Source organism: Stenotrophomonas sp. BIGb0135, assembly GCF_024810105.1.
GTDB classification, from domain to species: domain Bacteria; phylum Pseudomonadota; class Gammaproteobacteria; order Xanthomonadales; family Xanthomonadaceae; genus Stenotrophomonas; species Stenotrophomonas maltophilia_AB.
Genome location: NZ_JANUDX010000004.1, coordinates 48749 through 68051 on the forward strand (window position 1 = coordinate 48749; position 19303 = coordinate 68051).

Consider the following 19303-nt stretch of genomic DNA (forward strand, 5'->3'; position numbering starts at 1 on the left):
CCATGACCCAATTCAACGACAAGGTGGCCATCGTCACCGGTGGCGGCCGTGACATCGGCCGCGAGATCTCGCTCAAGCTGGCCGCCGCCGGTGCCAAGGTGTGCATCAACTACGCCAACGACGAGGCCAGCGCGCAGGACACCCTCAAGCAGATCGAAGCGGCCGGTGGCACTGCCATCGTGCACCGCGCCGACGTCACCGATGCCAAGGCGGTGGCCGGCATGGTCGCGGCCACCCAGGCCGCGTTCGGCCCGCAGATCGACGTGCTGGTGAACGTGGCCGGCGGCATGGTGCAGCGCCGGCCGCTGGCCGAGATCGACGAAGCGTTCTTCCACAAGGTGATGGACCTCAACATGAGCTCGGTCTACCTGACCACCCATGCAGTGGTGCCGCACATGCCCGACGGCGGTGCGATCGTGAACTTCGCCTCGCAGGCCGGCCGCGACGGCGGTGGCCCGGGCGCGGCCATCTATGCCACCGCCAAGGCCGCGGTGATGACCTTCACCCGTGCCATGGCCAAGGAACTGGGCCCGCGCGGCATCCGCGTCAACGCCCTGTGCTGCGGCATGATCGCCACCCGCTTCCATGACGAATTCACCAAGCCGGAAGTGCGCACCGCCGTGGCCGGCAACACGCCGCTGCGTCGCCAGGGCCGTCCGCAGGAAGCGGCCGACACCGCCGTGTACCTGGCCTCGGACGCGGCCGGTTTCATCACCGGTGCCAACGTGGACGTCAACGGCGGCACCTACTTCTCTTGATGGATATGTTCTGCTGACCGCCTGGGAGGGCTGCCATGCTGCGCTGGACCACTGCACTGTCGATTGCACTTGCCACCAGCGCCGCTGCGCTGCCCGCCCATGCCCAGGTCTGGGTGCCGGCATGGACTGCCTCGCCGGCACCGGACCGCCTGGACGGCACGCCGGAGGCCCCGGTGCAGTTCGCCCGGCAGACCGTGCGCCAGGACATGCGCCTGGCCAGCTCGGCCACCGCACTGCGCTTCCGCATCAGCAATGAACTGGGCGATGCGCCGCTGACCATCGGCGGCGCCTCGGCCCAACGCACCGGCACGGCCACCCCGGCCAAGCTGGTCACCTTCAATGGTCGCAGCGAAGTGGTAGTGCCCGTGGGCGCCGCCCTGCTCAGCGACCCGGTGGCGATGACGGTGCCGGCACTGGCCGATGTATCGCTCACCGTGTATTTCCCCGAACCGACCAAGCCTGCCGTGCGGCGTACCGCGCTGCGCATCGTCGACGGCCGCCAGGCCGAGGTGGGCGACAAGGTCAAACTCGCCTACCGGCAGAACGTGGTATCGGCGGTGCTGGCCGAACGCGCCACCACGCCGGTGGTGGTGGTGGCCCTGGGCGATTCGATCACCGAGGGCGCCACCGCCACGCGCGGCAGCAACGGCGATTGGCCGGCACTGCTGTCCGCGCGCCTGCAGCAGGCCTGCCCGGACCGGGTGGTGGTGGTCAACGCCGGCATCAGCGGCAACAAGGTGATGGACCACGGCCGCAGCCACAGCGCGCTGGCGCGGCTGGACCGCGACGTGATCGCGCTGCCCCACGTGAGCAAGGTGATCGTGTTCGAAGGCATCAACGACATCCGCCACGACGGTGGCACCCCGCCCAAGGCCGGCCGCAACGCCGAGGACATGGTGCTGGGCTACCGGCAGATCGCCGAGCGCCTGCACGGCAACGGCATCGGCGCGATCGCGGCCACCATCACCCCGTTCGGGGGCTCGGACCGCTACGAGCCGACCGCCGCCGCCACCCGCACCCAGCTCAACAGCTGGATGCGCGGCGGCCGCAGCGGCTATGACGGCCTGATCGACTTCGACCAGATCCTGCGCGATCCGGCCAACCCGGAAAACCTGCCCGAGGCCATCACCCGCGACCACCTGCATCCCAACGATGAAGGTTACCGGCGCATGGCCGAGGGCATCGACCTGGGCCTGCTGGGGTGCAAGGCACGATGAGCACGCAGCAGTTCGCGCTGGCCGCATCGCACGGCCAGCGCTGGGATGCACTGGCGCTGGGCGAGGTGATGCTGCGCTTCGATCCCGGCGAAGGCCGGATCCGCAACGCACGCCAGTTCACCGTGTGGGAAGGCGGTGGCGAGTACAACGTCGCGCGTGGCCTGTGCAGCACCTTCGGGCACCGCAGCGGCGTGTTGACCGCGCTGCCGCGCAACGAGCTGGGTGCGTTGGCCCAGCAGTTGATCCAGGCGGGTGGCGTGGATGCCAGCCAGATCGTCTGGCGCGACTACGATGGCATCGGCCGCAACACGCGCATGGGCCTGAACTTCACCGAGCGCGGCTTCGGCGTGCGCGCCCCGCTGGGCATCTCCGACCGCGCCACCTCGGCCGCCTCCCAGTTGCAGCCGCACGAGTACGACTGGGACGCGCTGTTCGGCCGCGATGGCGTGCGCTGGCTGCATACCGGCGGCATCTTCGCCGCGTTGTCCGAACACAGCGCGCAGACCGCCATCGCCGCGGTGCAGGCCGCACGCCGGCACGGGGTGGCGGTGTCCTACGACCTCAACTACCGCGCCAGTCTCTGGGACAGTCACCCCGATCCGGATGCGGCCCGGCATGCCAACTGCGCCATCGCCGCCGAGTGCGACCTGCTGGTGGGCGACGAGTACTCGTTCGCGGCATGCCTGGGCATGGACCTGGCCGATCTGGGCCGGCGCGCGACGCCGATGGATGTCGGTCCGGCCGATGCGGCTGCGCAGCGTGCACTGCAGCGTTTCCCGACCCTGCAGGCGGTGGCGTTCACCCTGCGCGACGCCAGCAACGCCGCACGCAACGGCTGGGGCGGCGCGTTGCGTACCCGCGAAACCTTGTTCGTCTCGCGCACGCGCGAGGTGGACCTGCTCGACCGCGTGGGTGGCGGCGATGCGTTCGTGGCCGGCGTGGTGCATGCCCTGCTCAGCGGCAAGGGCGAGCAGGCCGCGGTGGAACTGGGCGCCGCACATGGTGCGCTGGCGATGTCCACGCCGGGCGACAACGCCTGTGCCAGCCTGGACGAAGTGGAAGCCGTGGCGCGCGGCGACAGCGCCGCCGCGAAACGCTGACCCTGCCGGGCTCAGTCCCGAGTCGGCAGTGCGCGCATCGCCTGCGCCACCGCTGCCAGCAACCGCGCCCGGCTCACACCATCGCGGGCCTGGGTTGAAATGCCATGCAGCACGGTGGCGTAGTAGTCGCCGAGCGCCTGGACATCCGCGCCGTCGGCCAGTTCGCCGGCGCCGGCGGCCTGTTGCAGGCGCGCGATGATCGATTGGGTGCGCTGGCGGCGATGTTCGGCCAGCCAGTCCATCACCGTTTCATTCTCCGGTGCGGTGGCGGTCGCCGCCGAGACCACCAGGCAGCCCTGCGCGCGACCGCGCCGGGTGTAGGTCAGGACCGCATCGTGCAGCATGCGCTCGATCGCCGGGCGCACGGCCTGATCGGCCAGCGCGCGGTCGGCAAAGCCACCGTCGCCGGCTTCGTACAACGCCACCGCCTCGCGGAACAGCTGTTCCTTGCTGCCAAAGGCGGCGTAAATGCGCGCCGAGGCAATGCCCAGTGCCTCCACCAGCGCCGACATCGAGGTGCCTTCATAACCCCGCGCCCAGAACAACAGCATCGCCTGCTTGAGGGCGTGGTCTTTGTCGAATTCGCGCGGGCGTCCGGCCATGGGGCATCACTACGGGAAAGAGCATTGCGGGAATTCTAACGATACCCGGCATTGACCGGGGACATCCGTGCGCCTATTCTTTGTCGCTCGACAAACAATAAGGCGACATTCGATGCGCACCCTCCAAGGCCCCAGCCTGCACCTGGCCCAGTTCAGTGCAGACCAGCCCCCGTTCAACGACCTGCCGTCCATCGCCGCCTGGGCGGCTGGCCAGGGCTTCAAGGCCCTTCAGATTCCGGCCTGGGACGAACGCCTGTTCGATGTGGAGAAGGCTGCGCACAGCCAGCAGTACTGCGATGACATGATCGCGATGCTGGCCGGCCACGGGCTGGTAATCAGCGAGCTAACCACGCATATCTTCGGCCAGCTGGTGGCCGTGCATCCGGCCTACGACGCGCTGTGCGACAGCTTCGCCCCGGCGCACCTGCGGGGCGATCCGGCCGCACGAAGCGCCTGGGCGGTGGAGCGCATCAAGCTGGCGGCCCGGGCGTCGCAGCGGCTGGGCCTGGACCGCATGGGCACCTTCTCCGGTTCATTCGCCTGGCCCTATCTGTTCCCGTTCCCGCAGCGTCCGGACGGTCTGATCGAGGCCGCGTTCGAGGAACTGGCACAGCGCTGGCTGCCGATCCTGGAGGTGTGCGACGCGCACGGCGTGGACCTCTGCTATGAGATCCACCCCAGCGAAGACCTGCACGATGGCACCAGCTTCGAGCGCTTCCATGCCGCCGTAGGTGGGCATCCACGCTGCCGGATCCTGTTCGATCCCAGCCACTTCGTGCTGCAGCAGCTGGATTACCTGAGCTTCCTGGATATCTACCGCGACTTCATCGGCATGGTTCATATCAAAGACGCCGAGTTCAACCCCAGCGGGCGCCAGGGCATCTACGGCGGCTACAGCGGCTGGACCGAGCGGGCCGGGCGCTTCCGCTCGCTGGGTGACGGTCAGGTGGACTTCAAGGGCATCTTCTCCAAGCTGGCCCAGTACGACTACGACGGCTGGGCCACGCTGGAGTGGGAGTGCTGCCTGAAAAACCAGGAAGACGGCGCACGCGAGGGCGTGGCGTTCATCAACGCGCACATCATCAAGGTAACCGACCGCATCTTCGACGATTTCGCCGGGGCGCCGGTCAGCCGTGCGCAGATCCACGGCATGTTGGGGATCCTCTGATGGACCGGGAACTTGAAGGCGTCACCCATCGCCATGTTCGCATTGATGGGCGCAGCGTGCATTGCGCGCTCCTTGGCGAAGGCCGCCCGGTGCTGCTGATCCCCGGCTGGCCGCAGACCTGGTATGCCTGGCGCCACGTCATGCAGGCACTGGCCGCGCAGGGCTTCCAGGCGATCGCCGTGGATCCACCGGGCACCGGCGATTCGGACACGCCCGCACACGGCTACGACACCGGCAACATCGCCGCCACGCTGCATGCGGTGATGCAGCATCTGGGCCACGCGCGTTACCAGGTGGTGGGCCATGACGTCGGCATGTGGGTGGCCTACGCGCTGGCCAGCGACCAGCCGCAGGCGGTGCAACGCCTGGCCATCACCGAGGCGGTGATCCCCGGCCTGGCCGATGCACCGCCGGTGTTCGTGGCGCCGGAGGACAACATCTTCCTGTGGCACTTCATGTTCAACCAGGTGCGCGACCTGCCCGAGGCGCTGATCGCCGGACGTGAGCGCGCCTACCTGACCTTCATGTTCGACCGCTGGGCGCACCGCCGTGAAGCGGTGGCCAGCGAGGTCTACATCCGCGCGTACGCCGCGCCGGGTGGGCTCAGCGGCGGCTTCGGCTATTACCGGGCGATCCCGGAAACCATCCGCCAGAACCGGCAGCGCGCGCTCACCCCGCTGGCCATGCCGGTGCTGGCGATCGGCGCCGAGCACGCCACCGCCGACATGCCGATAGCCACGATGCGCACACACGCCCGCGACCTGCGCGGCACGATGATTGCCGACTGCGGCCACTTCGTCATGGAGGAAGCACCGGAGGCGTTTCTGGCCCAGCTGCTGCCGTTCCTGTTGCCGGACGTCACCGCATGAGCCTGGACCCGGATATCGCCCGTTTCCTGTCCACCCTGCCACCGCCAGAGGCGGTGGCAGGCATGTCACTGCCGCAGCTACGTGGCGCGAGCGAGGTCGCGCTGCCCGCCCTGCACGGGCCGCTGGAGGCGGTCGCGTCGGTCCGCGATTTCAGCGTATATACCGGCGAGAGCCAGGCCATTGCCGTGCGCGCCTACTGGCCGGCGGGACATCGCCCCGGCGAGCCACGCCCTGGCATGGTGTTTGCCCATGGCGGTGGCTGGTTCCAGTGTTCGCTGGCGGTCTACGACAACCCCTGCCGGGCGCTGGCCAACGCGATCGGTTGCGTGGTGGTGTCGGTGGACTATCGGCTGGCGCCGGAACACCGCTTCCCGATCCCGTTGGAGGACGTGTACGCGGCTCTGTGCTGGGCCAGCCGCCACGCGGCGATGCTCGACATCGATCCGGCGCGGCTGGGGGTGGGCGGCGACAGCGCCGGCGGTAACCTGGCCGCGGCCGTCGCACTGCTTACCCGCGACCGCGATGGCCCGCCCCTCCACCACCAGCTGCTGCTGTATCCAGCGCTGGACACCGCCATCGACCACGACAGCCACCGCCGCTTCGGCCAAGGCCATTACCTCACCACCGCGCTGATGCAACGCTGCTGGGACGCCTACCTCAACCCGGGTGACGCGGCCAACGCTTACGCCGTACCCGCGCGCGCGCAGGACCTGTGCGGTCTGCCGCCGGCCACGGTGCTGGTGTGCGAATACGACCCGCTGCGCGATGAAGGCGAACAGTACGCCGCGCGCCTGGCGCAGGCCGGCGTAGCGGTGCACTGCGAACGCGTGCCCGGCATGGTCCATGCCTGCCTGCATCTGCTGGGCACGGCACCGGCCGCCCGCGGGCTGCTGGATCGCAGCGCGGCGTTACTGGCCGAGGCGAGGTAGTGCGTTACCTGCAGCAATGAAACGGGCCGGGCATTGCCGGGCCTTGATACGGGCGTCGGGTCAATGCGCCATCGAAAGATGTCCCAGCGCGCGCAACGTGGACACGGTCAACGGCGTAGGCAACGCGTCGGCGGTGAACCAGCCCAGGGCGAGCAACGCCTCCGGTTCCTTCACCGCCGCTACCTGCGTGGCATCCTCCGCATGCACGAGATACACCGGCGCCACCCAATGCTGCCCCAGTGCCGGCTCGAAGTGGTCGACCACGCAGAGCAGGCGCGTCACTGCGACGCGCAACCCGGTTTCTTCCTCCACCTCACGCACCACGGCATCTTCGACCTTCTCCATCCAGTCCACCTTGCCGCCGGGCAGCCCCCAATGCCCCTGCTCGGGCGGACGCCCGCGCTGGACCAGCAGGATCGCGCCATCGGCGCGCTGGATCACGGCACCACAGCCGAGGCGGGGCTGCTGCAGATCAGGGGACTGGGGCATCGGGCATCTCCATGGCGGTGCCTCATTATCCCTCGAGCCCCGCGCCTGAATCGCGCCCACGAAAAAGGCCCGGCATTGCCGGGCCTTTCCTGCCACGCCGATCAGGCGCGTGGCGATGCGGTCACGCCGGGATTACCAGCTGAAGCGCGGGCCGACCGACCATTCCTTGTCACCATGGCGATCCATCTTGATGTCGCCGTTGATGCCCCAGTTCTGGTTCAACTTCACCTGGCCACCCAGGCGGCCGTAGAACTCGCCATCCGGATTGACGCCGTGCTTCTTGCTGTAATCCTCGTAGCCGGCCATTGCATAGACTTCGGCGTGCTGGCCGAACGCGGTACGGATACCGGCTTCAGCGCTGTAGCCGTTGAAGTCCAGGCCTTCCTTCGGGTCGAACTTGTTGTAGGCAACGCGGCCCACGAAGTCGGTGCTGTTGCCGATTTCCTGGTTGTAGCCAACGCCGACGCGCCACTGGTCAACCTTGAAGTTGCCGATGTCGGTCTTCTGCTGGTTGTACTCACCGAAGGCGTGGACGTTCGGCAGGAACGCGTAGGAACCCTTCACGCCCCAACCATCGGCCTTGCCGCCGTCTGCGTCGGTCTTGACGTAGTCGCCTTCGGCGTAGTTGTAGGACAGGCCTTCAGCAGCGGACGCGGCGAACGGCAGGGCGGCGGCGAGCGCCAGGGCAATCAACGAAGTCTTCATGGGGGTACACCTCTGTCTTGAACTGCTTGCAGCCAGCGCGTACGCCGCTCTGCATCGGGAATGTAAATTCTCCGTTATTCGCCACAACCCGCCCTGAAGTCGACACGTTTCATATCGGTGGATTTTTGGCGGGGGTTCAGTTGCGCTCTGGCATATACGCGCGCGCCGCGATTTCAGCGGTAAAACAGCGCTGCAACGTGCAGGCGGCGTGAGCGTGGGACGCCGGCAACGCGAGCATCAGGCAGGACAGGCGCGGGATGCGGCGACACGCCAGCATCGGCAAACAGCAAGATGGAATCTGGTCACGACGATGCCCTTGCGGGGCGTCACGCGTTGGGGAAGCCGCTCTTGGGGAGTAGTCGGCTAACGCGTCCATCCTCCGTAATACACCGGCGACGCGCCGTGGCGTCACTGCTCGGTAGCGCGTAGTGGCTTCCTTTCCGGCTCCCCATAGTCGGCGGAATAACCCGCGGCGGCTATCAGGATCTTCCTCGCCAGCGTTAGGACTTTTCTGACCCCCCGTACGCGAGGGGAGGTATTCGTATTGCGTAACCTATTGAAAGACTTGTTCTTTCAACGTCGCGCCGGGCGGCCATCACACCGATGGGGCGGGGTCAGGGCACAGTGTCGATCTCCCCTCCCCCCGTTCGTCGTTTGCAATGAAGGCGCCCATCCCGGTGCGCCATCTGGAGCTGACCATGGCGTATATCGATGGCTTCGTGATTGCCGTCCCCACCGCGAACAGAGAGGCATTCCTCAAGCACGCGCAGATGGGCGATGCGATCTGTATCGAGCACGGGGCCACCCGCGTGGTGGAGTGCTGGGGCGACGACGTGCCACGCGGCAAGCAGACCGACTTCTACCGTGCGGTGGAGGCCAAGGACGATGAGACCGTGCTGTTTTCCTGGATCGAATGGCCGGACAAGGCCACCCGCGATGCCGGCATGCAGAAGATGATGGAGGACCCGCGCATGAACCCGGAAAACAACCCGATGCCGTTCGACGGCAAGCGGATGATCTACGGCGGCTTCGTGCCGGTGGTGGAACTGGGCGGGAAGTAGGCACTTCATCCCGGCCACACCGTGGCCTCATCGTTCGCCCACGCGCAGGCAGGACCCTGACCCCTCCACGGTCATCGGTCCTGCCGCCATGTCTTCCTTCGCCGGCCACGCCCTCGCCGGGGTTACCGCCTACCTGTGCAGCACCGGGGGCGCGCGGGCGCGGGCGCCATCGCGATGGGCGGTGGTGCCGTTCGTGTTCGTCGCGGTCTGTCCGGACCTGGACTATCTGGGGGTCTGGCTGCTCGGCTACGGCGCACACCCGCGCATCACCCACAGCCTGCTGTTCGCGCTGGTCGCGGCGGTGGCGGTGCAGTGCGTGGCGAAGGCCGCCGGCAACACGCAGCCGTTGCGGTGGCTGCTGCTGGCGAGCGTGTCGCACCCGTTGCTGGACCTGCTGGTGGGCGCGCATCCGGTGCCGCTGTTCTGGCCGCTGCAGGACGGGGTGGCGGTGCGCGGCATGCTGCCCAGCGCAGGTGCGCTGAGGGTCGGCAACGCCTACCTGTGGCGCAACCTGCTGATCGAACTGGGGGTCTTGCTGCCGGTGTTCGCCGCGCTGGTCGCGCTGGCACGGGGCCATGCGTGGGGGCGCTGGCGCGCGTGGACGTGGTGCATCGCGCCGCTCTGGGCAGCGTTCGTCATCTGGTCGATCCGCCTGCCGCGTTGACGCCTGCGCGGCGCTGCACGCCGTGACAGCCGCCAACTGCGGCAGGCGCGCTCAGCGTGCGTGGCTGCCGTCGTCGTCCGCGCCGTGGCCCGTGCCCATGCCGCCGCCACCCATGCCGCCCATGCCACCACCACTACCACCGCCACCCGCCTTGCCGCCGGCCTTGTCGCCGTCGCCCTTGCCCTTCGCACCGGCGCTCGGTCGTGCCGGCCCCTGCTGCGGAATGCCCACGCTGGACGGGATCGGCGCCAGGTCGAGCGCACCGCGGATGAAGTCGCGCAGCGACACCACCAACGCGGCGGTCTGCACCGGCCGGCCCTGGGCCAGCTCGGTAGCCGCGTTGGCGGCCAGCCGCACCTGGTCATCGGTGCCGAGCAGGATGATGTCCGACAGCGCCGCCTCCACCGCATCACGGATGCGGCGCGCCCGATCGCTGCCGGCATCGATGCCCGCCGGCAACGCCACTCCGTCCTCGCCCGGCGCCGGGCGCAGGTCACGCAGGTGGCGCGGGTCCACGTGCAACGCCCCGGTGAACGAGCCGCCGAGGGTCTTGTAGGCGGCGATCAGGGTACGCAGGCGCTCGTTGATCTGCCGGTTCTCGCGCTCGCGCCGCTGCTGCAGGGTCTGCATCACCAGCAGCCGGATACCGACGCCGATCAGGGTGATCACCGCCAGCCCGACCAGGGTGGACAGCATCGCCTGCCAGGAACTGAAGTCTAGACCGCGCATGCCCCCTCCTTCGTCATGTCGCGCAGCGTAGCAAGGGCGTCCTCCGCCTTCCGTCACGGCCCTCGCCTACCCGTGCGCAGGCCCGCTGCACGGCGTCACTGCGCAGGCGCATCCCGGGTGCGGAAGCGCCACACCTGCGCAGGCAGCACGGTCCCGTCCTTGCCGACAAAACCGCCTGGCATGCCGGGGCTGTTGAGCTCGATCACATACGCCGTGGCCGGTTGCAACGCCACGGGCAGGCGTAGCACGCGGCGATCGTCATCCCATTGCGGTGCCGCGGTGAAGGTCGGGTTGCGATCACCGAAGATGCCCACCCCTCGCCCCATGGGGCGGTCGAAGTGCAGCTCCAGGTGCGCCAGCGCGGCATCCACCTGTGCCTCGCCCGCCGCGGGCACCTGCCTGGCCAGGGAAACCGTGGTGACGCCGGCATCGGCGCGGGCATGCAGCAACGACGCCTGGGCCTCGAACAGGGCGGCCATCGTGGCAGCCGTGCCTTCGTTGAGCCAGCGCCCACCGCGGGCATCGCCGCGCAGCTGGTCGGTGACCGCCGGCACCCAGTCGAAGCCGCGCGCGGCATCCTCCTGGAAGAGCAGTCCCACGCTGTCACTGTCACGGCGGTCCTGGAAATACCCCCGCGTCACGGCGCGCACGAGGCTTTCATAGGTCACGGCCTGCCAACTGCCGTAGGCCTGGGCGCGCATTTGTTCGATCCTGGCCTCCAGCAACGCAGTGGCGGCGGGCTGCAATGCCGCGCCCTGCCGGTCGACCCACGGATTCACCCAGGAATGGGCGAACTCATGCACCAGCAGGCGCTGCATGGCGGCAAACGGCCATGCCGTCGTTTGCCCCTGCGGCGTGGCCGGCACCCCCAGCACCGCATACATCTGCACCGAACCGTCGCCGCCGCGGAGTCGCGGTCCGTAGTTGCCACGCCCGTGCAACAGGCCGGCAATGATCTGTAACCGGAGCCCCGGCTGCGGCCCGAGCGTCTGTTCGAACCAGGCGATCTGCGGCCATCCCTGCAGGCCGGTCGCGAGCTCGGTCTCCACCCGGTGGTAGAAACGCTGCTGCCCGCGGAAGAAGCCCGCCGCGTCGGTATCCCGCTCGAAGGCGGCCATGGCGCGCAGGTAGGCGTGCGCCGTGTCCAGGGTCCAGCGGCCCGGCATGTCGCGCAGCCACTCGGGCAGGGGTTGGCGCGGCTGCCAGCGATGCGGCGTTGCCGCCAGGGCCAGCGCAACGGTGTCGCTGTAGCCGATGCCGTGCTGCTGGCGCAACGCCCGCAGCAGCTGCACCGCTGGATGATCCTGATAACGCCGGAAGTGGGTCTCCACCGCAGCGTCATAGTCGGCAATGCCGGGCGCCGAAAATTCCTCGAAGCCGGCAAGGCGATTCGCCACCGCGGCCAGCTCGACACTTGGATCCACCACCACCGGGCGAGGCGATGCCGCCAGCTGCTGGCTGCCAAACAGGCCAAGCACGACCAGCAACGCGGCCAACCACGGCCGATGGGCGGGACGAAGATGATCCATGGCAGCCATCCTGTTGGCCTGGGTTGCAGGACACTATTCCACGCGGCATCCGCGGTCCGCATGGGACGCAAGTCATGGCCCGGCGGGCGGTCGCGCGAAAGCGGCTGACGCCCCTCATGGCCCGGGTCAGCGCGACGATCGGCCGGAATGGGCGGCGCAGCGCAGGTTGCGGGGATGGGAGCACGATGTCGTTGCTGGTCACGCAGCCGGCGTGCTCCACCAGCGGGCGTCGATCGTGCAGGTAGTACCGACCAACACGTCGGGGCGCCCGGTGCGCTCGTGCATCTGCACAATGGTGTCGGTGGCCGCGGCGGCGGCGGGTGGTAGGCGACGATGCTGCGCTGGCAGCGGCCTGGCGGGTCAACCCGGCGGGCGAAAGTGCGGAGAAGGCGGTGATCTTCTGGTCGGTCCTGACCGCCATGGCGCGGTTCCTCGCGCGCGTGCGCGGGTGTATCCGTCTGCGACGGCGTCACGACGCCTGCCCGGAGGCAGGCGCCGTGCTTACCGACTTACTTGCGGGCGCGCTTGGCCGGGGCCTTGCGGGCCACGGTCTTGGCGGCGCTGGCACGCTTGGCCGGTGCAGCCTTGCGGGCCACGGACTTCTTGGACACGGCCTTCTTGGCGGTCGCGGTCTTCTTGGCCACAGACTTCTTGGCCACGGCGACCTTCTTGCCGACGGTCTTGCGGGCGACGGCGGTCTTCTTGCCGACGACCTTCTTGGCGGCTGCGGTCTTCTTGGTCACGCCCTTCTTGGCGGTGGCGACCTTCTTGCCGACGACCTTCTTGGCAGCGACGGTCTTCTTGCCGACGACCTTCTTGGCGGCGGCGGTCTTCTTGCCGACGGCCTTCTTGGCCACGGCCGACTTCTTGGCGACGGCCTTCTTGGCCACGGCGACCTTCTTGCCGACCGTCTTCTTGGCTACGGCAGTCTTCTTGCCGGCAACCTTCTTGGCGGTCGCGGTCTTCTTGGCCACGGCCTTCTTGGCCACGGCGACCTTCTTGCCGACGACCTTCTTGGCAGTCGCGGTCTTCTTGGTCACGGCCTTCTTGGCGGTGGCGACCTTCTTGCCGGCAACCTTCTTGGCAGCCTTGGTGGTCTTGGTCACGGCCTTTTCAGCGGCAACCTTCTTCTTGGCGACCTGCTTCTTCAGCGAGGCGGCTTCGGCCTTGGCGTTGCTCTTGGCCGCTTCCAGCTTCTTCTTGGTCGCAGCCAGGGTCTTGCCGACCGACTTGGCGGCCTTGTCAGCCTTCTTGGCGACGGTCTTCTCGGCCTTCTGCACGGCCTTCTTGACCTTGGCGACCTGGGTGGTGGCAGCCTTGCGCGCGCGCTTGACGGTCTTCTTCACCGAGGCAACTGCATCTTCAGCGGTGGTGGCGATGGTCTCGCCCACTTTGCCGGCCACTTCCTTCACTTCGTCGACGCCCTGCGACAGGGTCGCGGTCACACCATTACCGTTGCTCATGATTGCCTCCTAAGGGGCCTGGTTAGTCAAATCGCTGGCGATGCTATACCGGCGCGGTCCTTCGTGGAACGGTCTTGTCGCACGCCATGAGCCGCATCTGTGCTTGGCGGGCCGGCGATGCGCGCGCCCGGCGAACCGGGCATCTGCACCAAACCCCTTCAAAACAGCTTCCGTACCTGGAACAGAACAGGCCGCAGCAGCCCTCCTTGAGGATGTCGAACAGAATGGCGGCGGTGTGCAATTGGCCGTCGTACTCGATCTGTTCGTTGCCCTTTATCTCCACAACTGCGCCGTCTTCGCGCTCGAAACGGCAGGGGGGTGTGCGCCGGATTTGCCTCCGCGACCGGTACGCCCTGGAACGCGGCGAGCTTGAAACCGACGGTGGTGCAGCCCTTCAACCTCTGCGTGTGGGCGTCGCGGTAGATGTCCTTGAACTGCTCGAACGGTCAGTCGATGGGGACGTTGGCCGTCTTCGGAATCGCGCTGTCCACCCGGTGATGCGCGGCGACCTGGATGTCGACATGGGCCATGGGTGACGTATCGTCGGCGGCGACGAAGCAGGCCGACAGCCGGGCCGGGGCCGGGGCGGCGAACGGCATCGCCTGCGGGTTGAGCCGGCGCCGGTAGGCCGGCAGTGCGCAGGAAAACACGTCCACGTTTTCCCTGCGCTTGCGGCCGCCCAGGATCACGTTGCGGGATGACGCCGGGCTCGGCTCGCGTAGCAATCGGCCGTCCCTGCGCCTGCTCCGGATGAACTCGCCCGCGTCCGGGTGGATCATGTTGACGGTGCCGATCCGCGCGCCGCGGCGACCCTTGGCCTTCCGCAGGATGCCGACCATCGCGTCGTCGACGGTGCAGGCCGCGGTGTAGTGGATGGTGCGGGTGGCAGGCTTGTGTGCCGGCGGCACGCAGGCAGGCGGCGTCGCTATCGGCATCGAGCGGCTCGCCCTGCCGGGTCTTGAGCCGGTAATGGCGGTGCCGGGTGTGCAGCGAGGCCGGCTGCGGCGGGACGCGGTCGGCGCGGGGCGCGTGGCGGATCACGACCAGCGGTGGCGTGCTCATCGATGCAGGCTCCATCGGGCAACCAGGGCTGCCCGAACATGGTGGCGCGATGTGCTTGCCCCAGCCAGCAGACCCAACTCCTTGGGGCAGTCCCGATCGGCAACGCAACATCTTGTGGCCGATGCCCGGCCAGCTTACCCCGACCCGGGGCGCTGTCAACGCCGCCGGGAAGGGCGCTCGCGATCCCGCAGCGGACCGGATTTCATTCGCGGTTTAGGCGCGGGCGGACACACTCATTCAGCTTGCTTTACCGTATGCGTGCCTCTCCCTCTTCGTTACGGAACCGCCGGACCATGCGACCGCTCCCGACCCTGCTCACGCTCGCGCTTGCCGCCGCCTTCGGTGGCTTCGTGGCCTCGGCCATCAACGTGCACCTGGACAACCGCGCCGAAGCGGCGCCGGTGTCGCTGGCCATTCCGGCCACTGCCGCGCTGCCCGCTTCGGTGGCCGGGCAGGCGGTGCCTTCGCTGGCACCGATGCTGGACCGGGCGATGCCGGCGGTGGTCAGCGTGAACACCAAGCAGGTGGTGCGGGTGCGCAACCCGTACTTCAACGACCCGTTCTTCCGCCGGCTGTTCCCGGAAGTGCCGCAGGAACGCATCAACGAGTCGCTCGGCTCGGGTGTCATCATCGATGCCAGCGCCGGCCTTGTGCTGACCAACCACCACGTGATCGACAACGCCGACGACGTGCAGGTGACGCTGGCCGACGGGCGCACGGTCAAGGCCGAGTTCATCGGCTCGGACCGCGATACCGACATCGCGCTGATCCGCATCCCGGCCGACAAGCTCACCGCGTTGCCGCTGGGCAACAGCGACCAGCTGCGCGTGGGCGACTTCGTGGTGGCCATCGGCAACCCGTTCGGCTTCAGCCAGACGGTGACGTCGGGCATCGTCTCGGCCGTGGGCCGCAGCGGCATCCGCGGGCTCGGCTACCAGAACTTCATCCAGACCGACGCCTCGATCAACCCGGGCAACTCGGGCGGCGCGCTGGTCAACCTGCAGGGCCAGCTGGTGGGCATCAACACCGCCAGCTTCAACCCGCAGGGCAGCATGGCCGGCAACATCGGCCTGGGCCTGGCCATCCCCTCCAACCTGGCGCGCGACGTGGTCGACCAGCTGGTCAAGCATGGCGTGGTGGTGCGCGGCACGCTCGGCGTGGAAGCGCAGAACCTGACCCAGCAGATCGCCCAGGGCCTGGGCCTGAGCGAGGCACGCGGCGCGCTGGTGACGCGGGTGCTGGCCGGTTCCGGTGCCGCGGCCGCCGGGCTGCGCCCGGGCGACGTGGTGGTGTCGGCCAACGGCCAGCGCGTGGACAGCGCGCAGGCACTGCACAACATCGAGGGCCTGCAGCCGGTGGGCAGCGTGCTCAGCCTGGACATCCGCCGCGACGGCAAGCCGCTGCAGCTCAAGGCCACCCTGAAGGAACAGGCGCGCGCGGTAAGCGGCGATGCGCTGGACCCGCGCCTGACCGGCGCCACCTTCATCGACCTGCCCGAATCGCTGCGCCAGGCCGGCATCAGCGGCGTGCAGGTGAGCGAGGTCAAGCGTGGCAGCCGCGCGGCGACGTCGGGATTGGCCGCCGGCGACGTGATCATGGAAGCCAGCGTGGGCGAGTTCGCCGACCTGGCCAGCTGGCGCGCCAACTTCCAGCAGCGCCCACCGCAGCTGGTGCTGCGGATCATGCGCGGCAATACGCCGGGCGTGCTGGTGATGCGCTGAACGGGTCAGGCGGTCTTCGCGCGCATCTCACGTGAGCTAACACCCCCTACACCCGGCCGATGCTATTACCTTGTGTTCGTTACCGCGGCACCGCCACGGTCACCTTCCCCATCGCACAAAACGGAGAGTCACGATGAGCCCCACCAATACCGAGAACCTGAAGGAACACCTGGGCGAAGCCGGTTCGCACCTGAAGTCCGCGGCCAGCGCCGCCGGCGGTGCGATCAAGGGCGCCACCGGCGCTGCCGGCGATGAACTGCGCATCGGCAAGGCCAACGTCAAGGCCGAGCTGTCCGATACCGCGCTGTCCGGCCTGGCTGCGGCCGAGTTTGGTGGCGCCGCCGCCAAGGAACAGGTGGATGCACTGATGGACAAGGGCAAGGACCTGGTCGACAGCGCCGCCGAACTCATCCGCGAGCGTCCGCTGGCCTCGTTCGGCGTGGCCTTCGCTGCCGGCTGGATCATCGCCAAGCTGGCCCGCAGCGGCGGCGACAAGTAAGTCGGCGTGAGCGATCAAGCCCAGTCGACCGCTACCGGTGGCGCGGAATCCCCGCCACCGGACAGCGGTGAAAAAGCGCCCCACCTGGACGAAAGCATCCGCCAGGTTGGCGCGGCCGGCCGCGATACCGTCGAGTCGGCCAAGCACACGCTACGCTCGCTGCGACGGTTGGCCTCGGCCGACTTCGCCCTCGCGCGCAGCGCCTTCGGGCGTGCGTTGGCGTGGAGCGGGGTGGCGATCGTGTTCGGCGCCTCGGCGTGGCTGCTGCTTGCCGGCACGCTGATCGCGCTGATGCAGCGCTGGGGAATGTCCTGGTTCCACTCGCTGCTGATCACCTCGATCCTCAGCCTGCTGGTGACCGGGTATGCAATGTGGCGGGTGTCGTTCTTCTTCCGCCATACCGGCATGCATGCCACCCGCCGCCAGTTGTCGCGGCTGGGCCTGTATGACGAACCGAGCGAGGACGATCCCGATGCCGACGTCGACACGACGGGGGCCAAGCGATGAACTTTGAAGCCTTGCGGCAACGCGTGCAGCGCGCCGAGCTGGTGGTGGCGGTGCGGGTGGAAAAGACCCGCAGCAGCTGGTTCACCCTCAGCACCGCCTGGCGTGCCGGCTGGACGCCGCTGCGCATCATTACCGTGGGCCTGGCCGGCGGCTTCCTGGCCGGCAAGCTGGAACCGACCGGTCTGGGGGCCAAGGTGCAGGGCGCACGCTGGCTGCAGATGATCGGCTCGGTGTCCAACCTGCTGGCCAGTACCCAGGCCGCGTTCGCCTCGATGCAGGCCAGCGAGGCGGCCGATACCGCCGAGCAGGCCGCCGACAAGGTGGACGAGGCCACCGACGACCTGCCCCGCGCGGCCGCGCCGAAACCGCGCATGGCACCGGAAACCCGCGTGGACCCGGCCGCCCCGCGCCAGCCGCAGCCGGCCGAAGCGGCCACCGATCTTTCCGAACGCTGACCCGGCCCGGCCCCGTCGCATGCCGCGCCGGGGCCTCGCTTTTCGTGCACGTTCACAACACGCCACCCGCACCCGGCTTGCCCAATAATGGCGATCCTTCCCTGCCCGGCGCCCGCATGAGCGTACCTGCCGCAACACCCGACGACGTTGTCGCCGCTCCGCCGCCGCCGCGTCCCCGGGCACCGATGTCACTGGTGGTGCTGGCCACGCTGGCCGTCGCGTTCACCCTCTGGGCGGCGCAGGAAGTGATCCTGCCGATCCTGCTGGCGATGTTCTTCGCGCTGGTCGGCAACCCGATCCTGCGGTTGCTCGGCAAGCTGTGGATTCCGCGCTTCCTCGGTGCGGTGCTGGTGATCGGCGCAGGCCTGAGCGCGGCCACGGCGCTGAGCGTGCAGCTGGTCGGCCCGGCCATGGAGTGGGCGCAGGAAGCGCCGCAGCAGCTGCGCAAGGTGGCGCGCCAGGTGCAGGACCTGACCAAGCCGGTGCAGCAGGCCAACCAGGCCGCGGAGAACTTCGCACGGGTGGCTGGCGGCGAAGGCAGCCGTCGCGTGCAGATCGTGCGCACCCAGCTGGACGACCCCTACAAGGTGCTCACCCGTGCGCCGCGGCTGGCCGCTTCGGTGCTGGCGGTGGTGCTGCTGACATTGTTCTTCATGATCTACGGGCAGAGCCTGCAGAAGCATGCGATCGCGCTGTTCCCCAGCCGCCAGCAGCAGCGCTTCACCACCGATATCCTGCGCTCGATCGAGCGCGAGGTGTCGCGCTATGTCCTCACCATCACGGTGATCAACGCGCTGGTCGGACTGGTGTTTTCCGGGGTGTTGCTGCTGCTCGGGATCAGCCTGCAGGAAGCGCTGCTATGGGGCACGGTGGCCGCACTGTTGAACTTCGCGCCTTACGTGGGCCCGCTGATCGGCGTGGCGCTGATGCTGCTGATGGGCTTCGTCGAGTTCAGCGACCCGCTCAAGGCGTTGTTGCCGGCAGCCTGCTACCTGGCCCTGCACACGGTGGAGGGCCAGGTGGTGACGCCGATCGTGCTGGGCCGGCGCATGGCGATCTCGCCGCTGATCCTGATCCTGTCGCTGCTGGTGTTCGGCTGGCTGTGGGGCATGGTGGGCCTGCTGCTGGCGGTGCCGCTGCTGGTCTGCATCAAACTGGTGCTGGCCCGGCTGGACGGGATGCAGGGCTGGGCACGCCTGCTGGAATGAGCAGGCCGGGCCAGGGTCATGGCTGGCCGCGCAAGCGCCGATGCTGCCAGAATACCGGCCCTTTCTCGGATGGATCCCGGCCCTGATGTCTTCCTTCGCAGCCCGTTGCCTCGCCCTTGCCGGCCTCGTCACCCTCGCCGCGCCGGCGTTGGCCGCTCCCCAGCCCAGCGCCGAGGTGGCCAGCCGCCAACTGGTCGAGGCGGTCACCTGCAAGCGCCACCTGACCCCTGCGCAGTTTGCCGCCCTGGCGAAGGCGCTCAAGGCAACCGAGCTGCAGGCGTACGGCCCACTGTCCGATGGCGAGTATGCGTTGACCACGCCGCTGCTGGTGCTGGGCCAGCCGGTGAGCCGCCTGCACCTGTACGACGGCGCCAACGGCGAGGACGGTATCGACAGCTACACCGCGTACTTCACCACGGCCGGTATCGAGCAGATCGCCGCCCTCGCCGGGACCCCGCGCAACGCTGCCGGCGACTACACCCGGGAGGTGGGCCGGCATGACCTGAGCGTGCGGCAGGACGATGCCCAGACATCCATCGACTGTTCCTACGACCTGCGCTGAAGGCAC

General features: G+C 68.5%; 21 protein-coding genes. 14 read left to right on the plus strand and 7 right to left on the minus strand.

Annotation, left to right across the window (positions count from 1 at the left end; translation table 11 throughout):
• The first annotated feature begins 2 nt into the window (after window positions 1-2).
• From M2421_RS10595 to M2421_RS10605, 3 genes are read left to right on the plus strand one after another with little or no spacing between them, the layout of a single operon-like run.
• The gene (locus M2421_RS10595; RefSeq protein ID WP_259206588.1) at window positions 3-758 is read left to right on the plus strand and encodes a glucose 1-dehydrogenase; all 756 of its coding nucleotides are present in this window, start codon (window positions 3-5) and stop codon (window positions 756-758) included.
• Between the two features lie 35 nt (window positions 759-793).
• A complete protein-coding gene (locus M2421_RS10600; protein WP_259206589.1) occupies window positions 794-1975 on the plus strand; it encodes a GDSL-type esterase/lipase family protein in 1182 nt (393 codons plus the stop codon).
• Window positions 1972-3075 carry a sugar kinase gene (locus M2421_RS10605; RefSeq protein WP_259206590.1) on the plus strand — a complete coding sequence of 368 codons (1104 nt, stop codon included), beginning with the start codon at window positions 1972-1974 and terminating at the stop codon, window positions 3073-3075. The genes M2421_RS10600 and M2421_RS10605 overlap by 4 nt, the downstream gene beginning before the upstream one ends.
• A gap of 11 nt (window positions 3076-3086) precedes the next feature.
• Here M2421_RS10605 and M2421_RS10610 read toward each other — a convergent pair whose 3' ends face one another.
• Complete coding sequence (locus M2421_RS10610; protein ID WP_259206591.1) at window positions 3087-3677, minus strand: TetR/AcrR family transcriptional regulator; 591 nt, start codon at window positions 3675-3677, stop codon at window positions 3087-3089.
• Between the two features lie 112 nt (window positions 3678-3789).
• On the opposite strand from M2421_RS10610, the gene M2421_RS10615 reads away from it, so the two are divergent.
• Genes M2421_RS10615 through M2421_RS10625 form a run of 3 tightly spaced genes read left to right on the plus strand, consistent with a single transcriptional unit; the run spans window position 3790 to window position 6643 of the window.
• Window positions 3790-4845 (plus strand): sugar phosphate isomerase/epimerase family protein, encoded by a 1056-nt coding sequence (locus M2421_RS10615; protein ID WP_259206593.1) that lies wholly within the window; start codon window positions 3790-3792, stop codon window positions 4843-4845.
• On the plus strand, window positions 4845-5714 hold the full coding sequence (locus M2421_RS10620; protein WP_259206594.1) for an alpha/beta hydrolase: 870 nt from the start codon (window positions 4845-4847) through the stop codon (window positions 5712-5714). The genes M2421_RS10615 and M2421_RS10620 overlap by 1 nt, the downstream gene beginning before the upstream one ends.
• Window positions 5711-6643 (plus strand): alpha/beta hydrolase, encoded by a 933-nt coding sequence (locus tag M2421_RS10625; RefSeq protein ID WP_259206596.1) that lies wholly within the window; start codon window positions 5711-5713, stop codon window positions 6641-6643. Before M2421_RS10620 ends, M2421_RS10625 begins: the two co-directional genes overlap by 4 nt.
• 60 nt (window positions 6644-6703) lie before the next feature.
• On the opposite strand, the gene M2421_RS10630 is transcribed toward M2421_RS10625, so the two are convergent.
• On the minus strand, window positions 6704-7132 hold the full coding sequence (locus M2421_RS10630) for an NUDIX domain-containing protein (RefSeq protein ID WP_259206597.1): 429 nt from the start codon (window positions 7130-7132) through the stop codon (window positions 6704-6706).
• 132 nt (window positions 7133-7264) lie between these two features.
• Window positions 7265-7837, minus strand: coding sequence for an Ax21 family protein (locus M2421_RS10635; protein ID WP_259206598.1), 573 nt, complete (start codon window positions 7835-7837; stop codon window positions 7265-7267).
• A 698-nt stretch (window positions 7838-8535) separates the two neighbouring features.
• Between M2421_RS10635 and M2421_RS10640 the strand changes: the two genes are divergently transcribed.
• A complete protein-coding gene (locus M2421_RS10640; protein WP_259206927.1) occupies window positions 8536-8898 on the plus strand; it encodes a DUF1428 domain-containing protein in 363 nt (120 codons plus the stop codon).
• An 88-nt stretch (window positions 8899-8986) separates the two neighbouring features.
• Window positions 8987-9562 carry a metal-dependent hydrolase gene (locus M2421_RS10645; protein ID WP_259206599.1) on the plus strand — a complete coding sequence of 192 codons (576 nt, stop codon included), beginning with the start codon at window positions 8987-8989 and terminating at the stop codon, window positions 9560-9562.
• A 51-nt stretch (window positions 9563-9613) separates the two neighbouring features.
• On the opposite strand, the gene M2421_RS10650 is transcribed toward M2421_RS10645, so the two are convergent.
• The 4 genes from M2421_RS10650 to M2421_RS10665 form a co-directional block, all read right to left on the minus strand.
• Window positions 9614-10291: a hypothetical protein gene (locus M2421_RS10650; RefSeq protein WP_259206600.1), complete on the minus strand. Its 678-nt coding sequence runs from the start codon at window positions 10289-10291 to the stop codon at window positions 9614-9616.
• 95 nt (window positions 10292-10386) lie between these two features.
• Entirely contained in the window at window positions 10387-11820 is a 1434-nt protein-coding gene (locus M2421_RS10655) for a DUF4932 domain-containing protein (protein ID WP_259206601.1), read from the minus strand.
• 509 nt (window positions 11821-12329) lie between these two features.
• Window positions 12330-13283, minus strand: coding sequence for a histone (locus M2421_RS10660; protein ID WP_259206602.1), 954 nt, complete (start codon window positions 13281-13283; stop codon window positions 12330-12332).
• A 446-nt stretch (window positions 13284-13729) separates the two neighbouring features.
• Complete coding sequence (locus tag M2421_RS10665) at window positions 13730-14218, minus strand: hypothetical protein (RefSeq protein WP_259206604.1); 489 nt, start codon at window positions 14216-14218, stop codon at window positions 13730-13732.
• A gap of 420 nt (window positions 14219-14638) precedes the next feature.
• Here M2421_RS10665 and M2421_RS10670 point away from each other — a divergent pair, with 420 nt between their 5' ends.
• The 6 genes from M2421_RS10670 to M2421_RS10695 all read left to right on the plus strand — a co-directional run bounded on the left by M2421_RS10670 (window position 14639) and on the right by M2421_RS10695 (window position 19297).
• A complete protein-coding gene (locus M2421_RS10670) occupies window positions 14639-16066 on the plus strand; it encodes a Do family serine endopeptidase (RefSeq protein WP_259206606.1) in 1428 nt (475 codons plus the stop codon).
• Window positions 16067-16199: 133 nt separating this feature from the next.
• Window positions 16200-16565 (plus strand): hypothetical protein, encoded by a 366-nt coding sequence (locus M2421_RS10675; protein ID WP_256777031.1) that lies wholly within the window; start codon window positions 16200-16202, stop codon window positions 16563-16565.
• Between the two features lie 6 nt (window positions 16566-16571).
• On the plus strand, window positions 16572-17072 hold the full coding sequence (locus M2421_RS10680) for a phage holin family protein (RefSeq protein WP_259206609.1): 501 nt from the start codon (window positions 16572-16574) through the stop codon (window positions 17070-17072).
• Complete coding sequence (locus M2421_RS10685; RefSeq protein ID WP_259206610.1) at window positions 17069-17527, plus strand: protein sip-5; 459 nt, start codon at window positions 17069-17071, stop codon at window positions 17525-17527. Before M2421_RS10680 ends, M2421_RS10685 begins: the two co-directional genes overlap by 4 nt.
• Before the next feature lie 116 nt (window positions 17528-17643).
• The gene (locus tag M2421_RS10690) at window positions 17644-18735 is read left to right on the plus strand and encodes an AI-2E family transporter (protein ID WP_259206611.1); all 1092 of its coding nucleotides are present in this window, start codon (window positions 17644-17646) and stop codon (window positions 18733-18735) included.
• Window positions 18736-18820: 85 nt separating this feature from the next.
• Window positions 18821-19297 (plus strand): hypothetical protein, encoded by a 477-nt coding sequence (locus tag M2421_RS10695; RefSeq protein ID WP_259206613.1) that lies wholly within the window; start codon window positions 18821-18823, stop codon window positions 19295-19297.
• The last annotated feature ends 6 nt before the right edge of the window (window positions 19298-19303 follow it).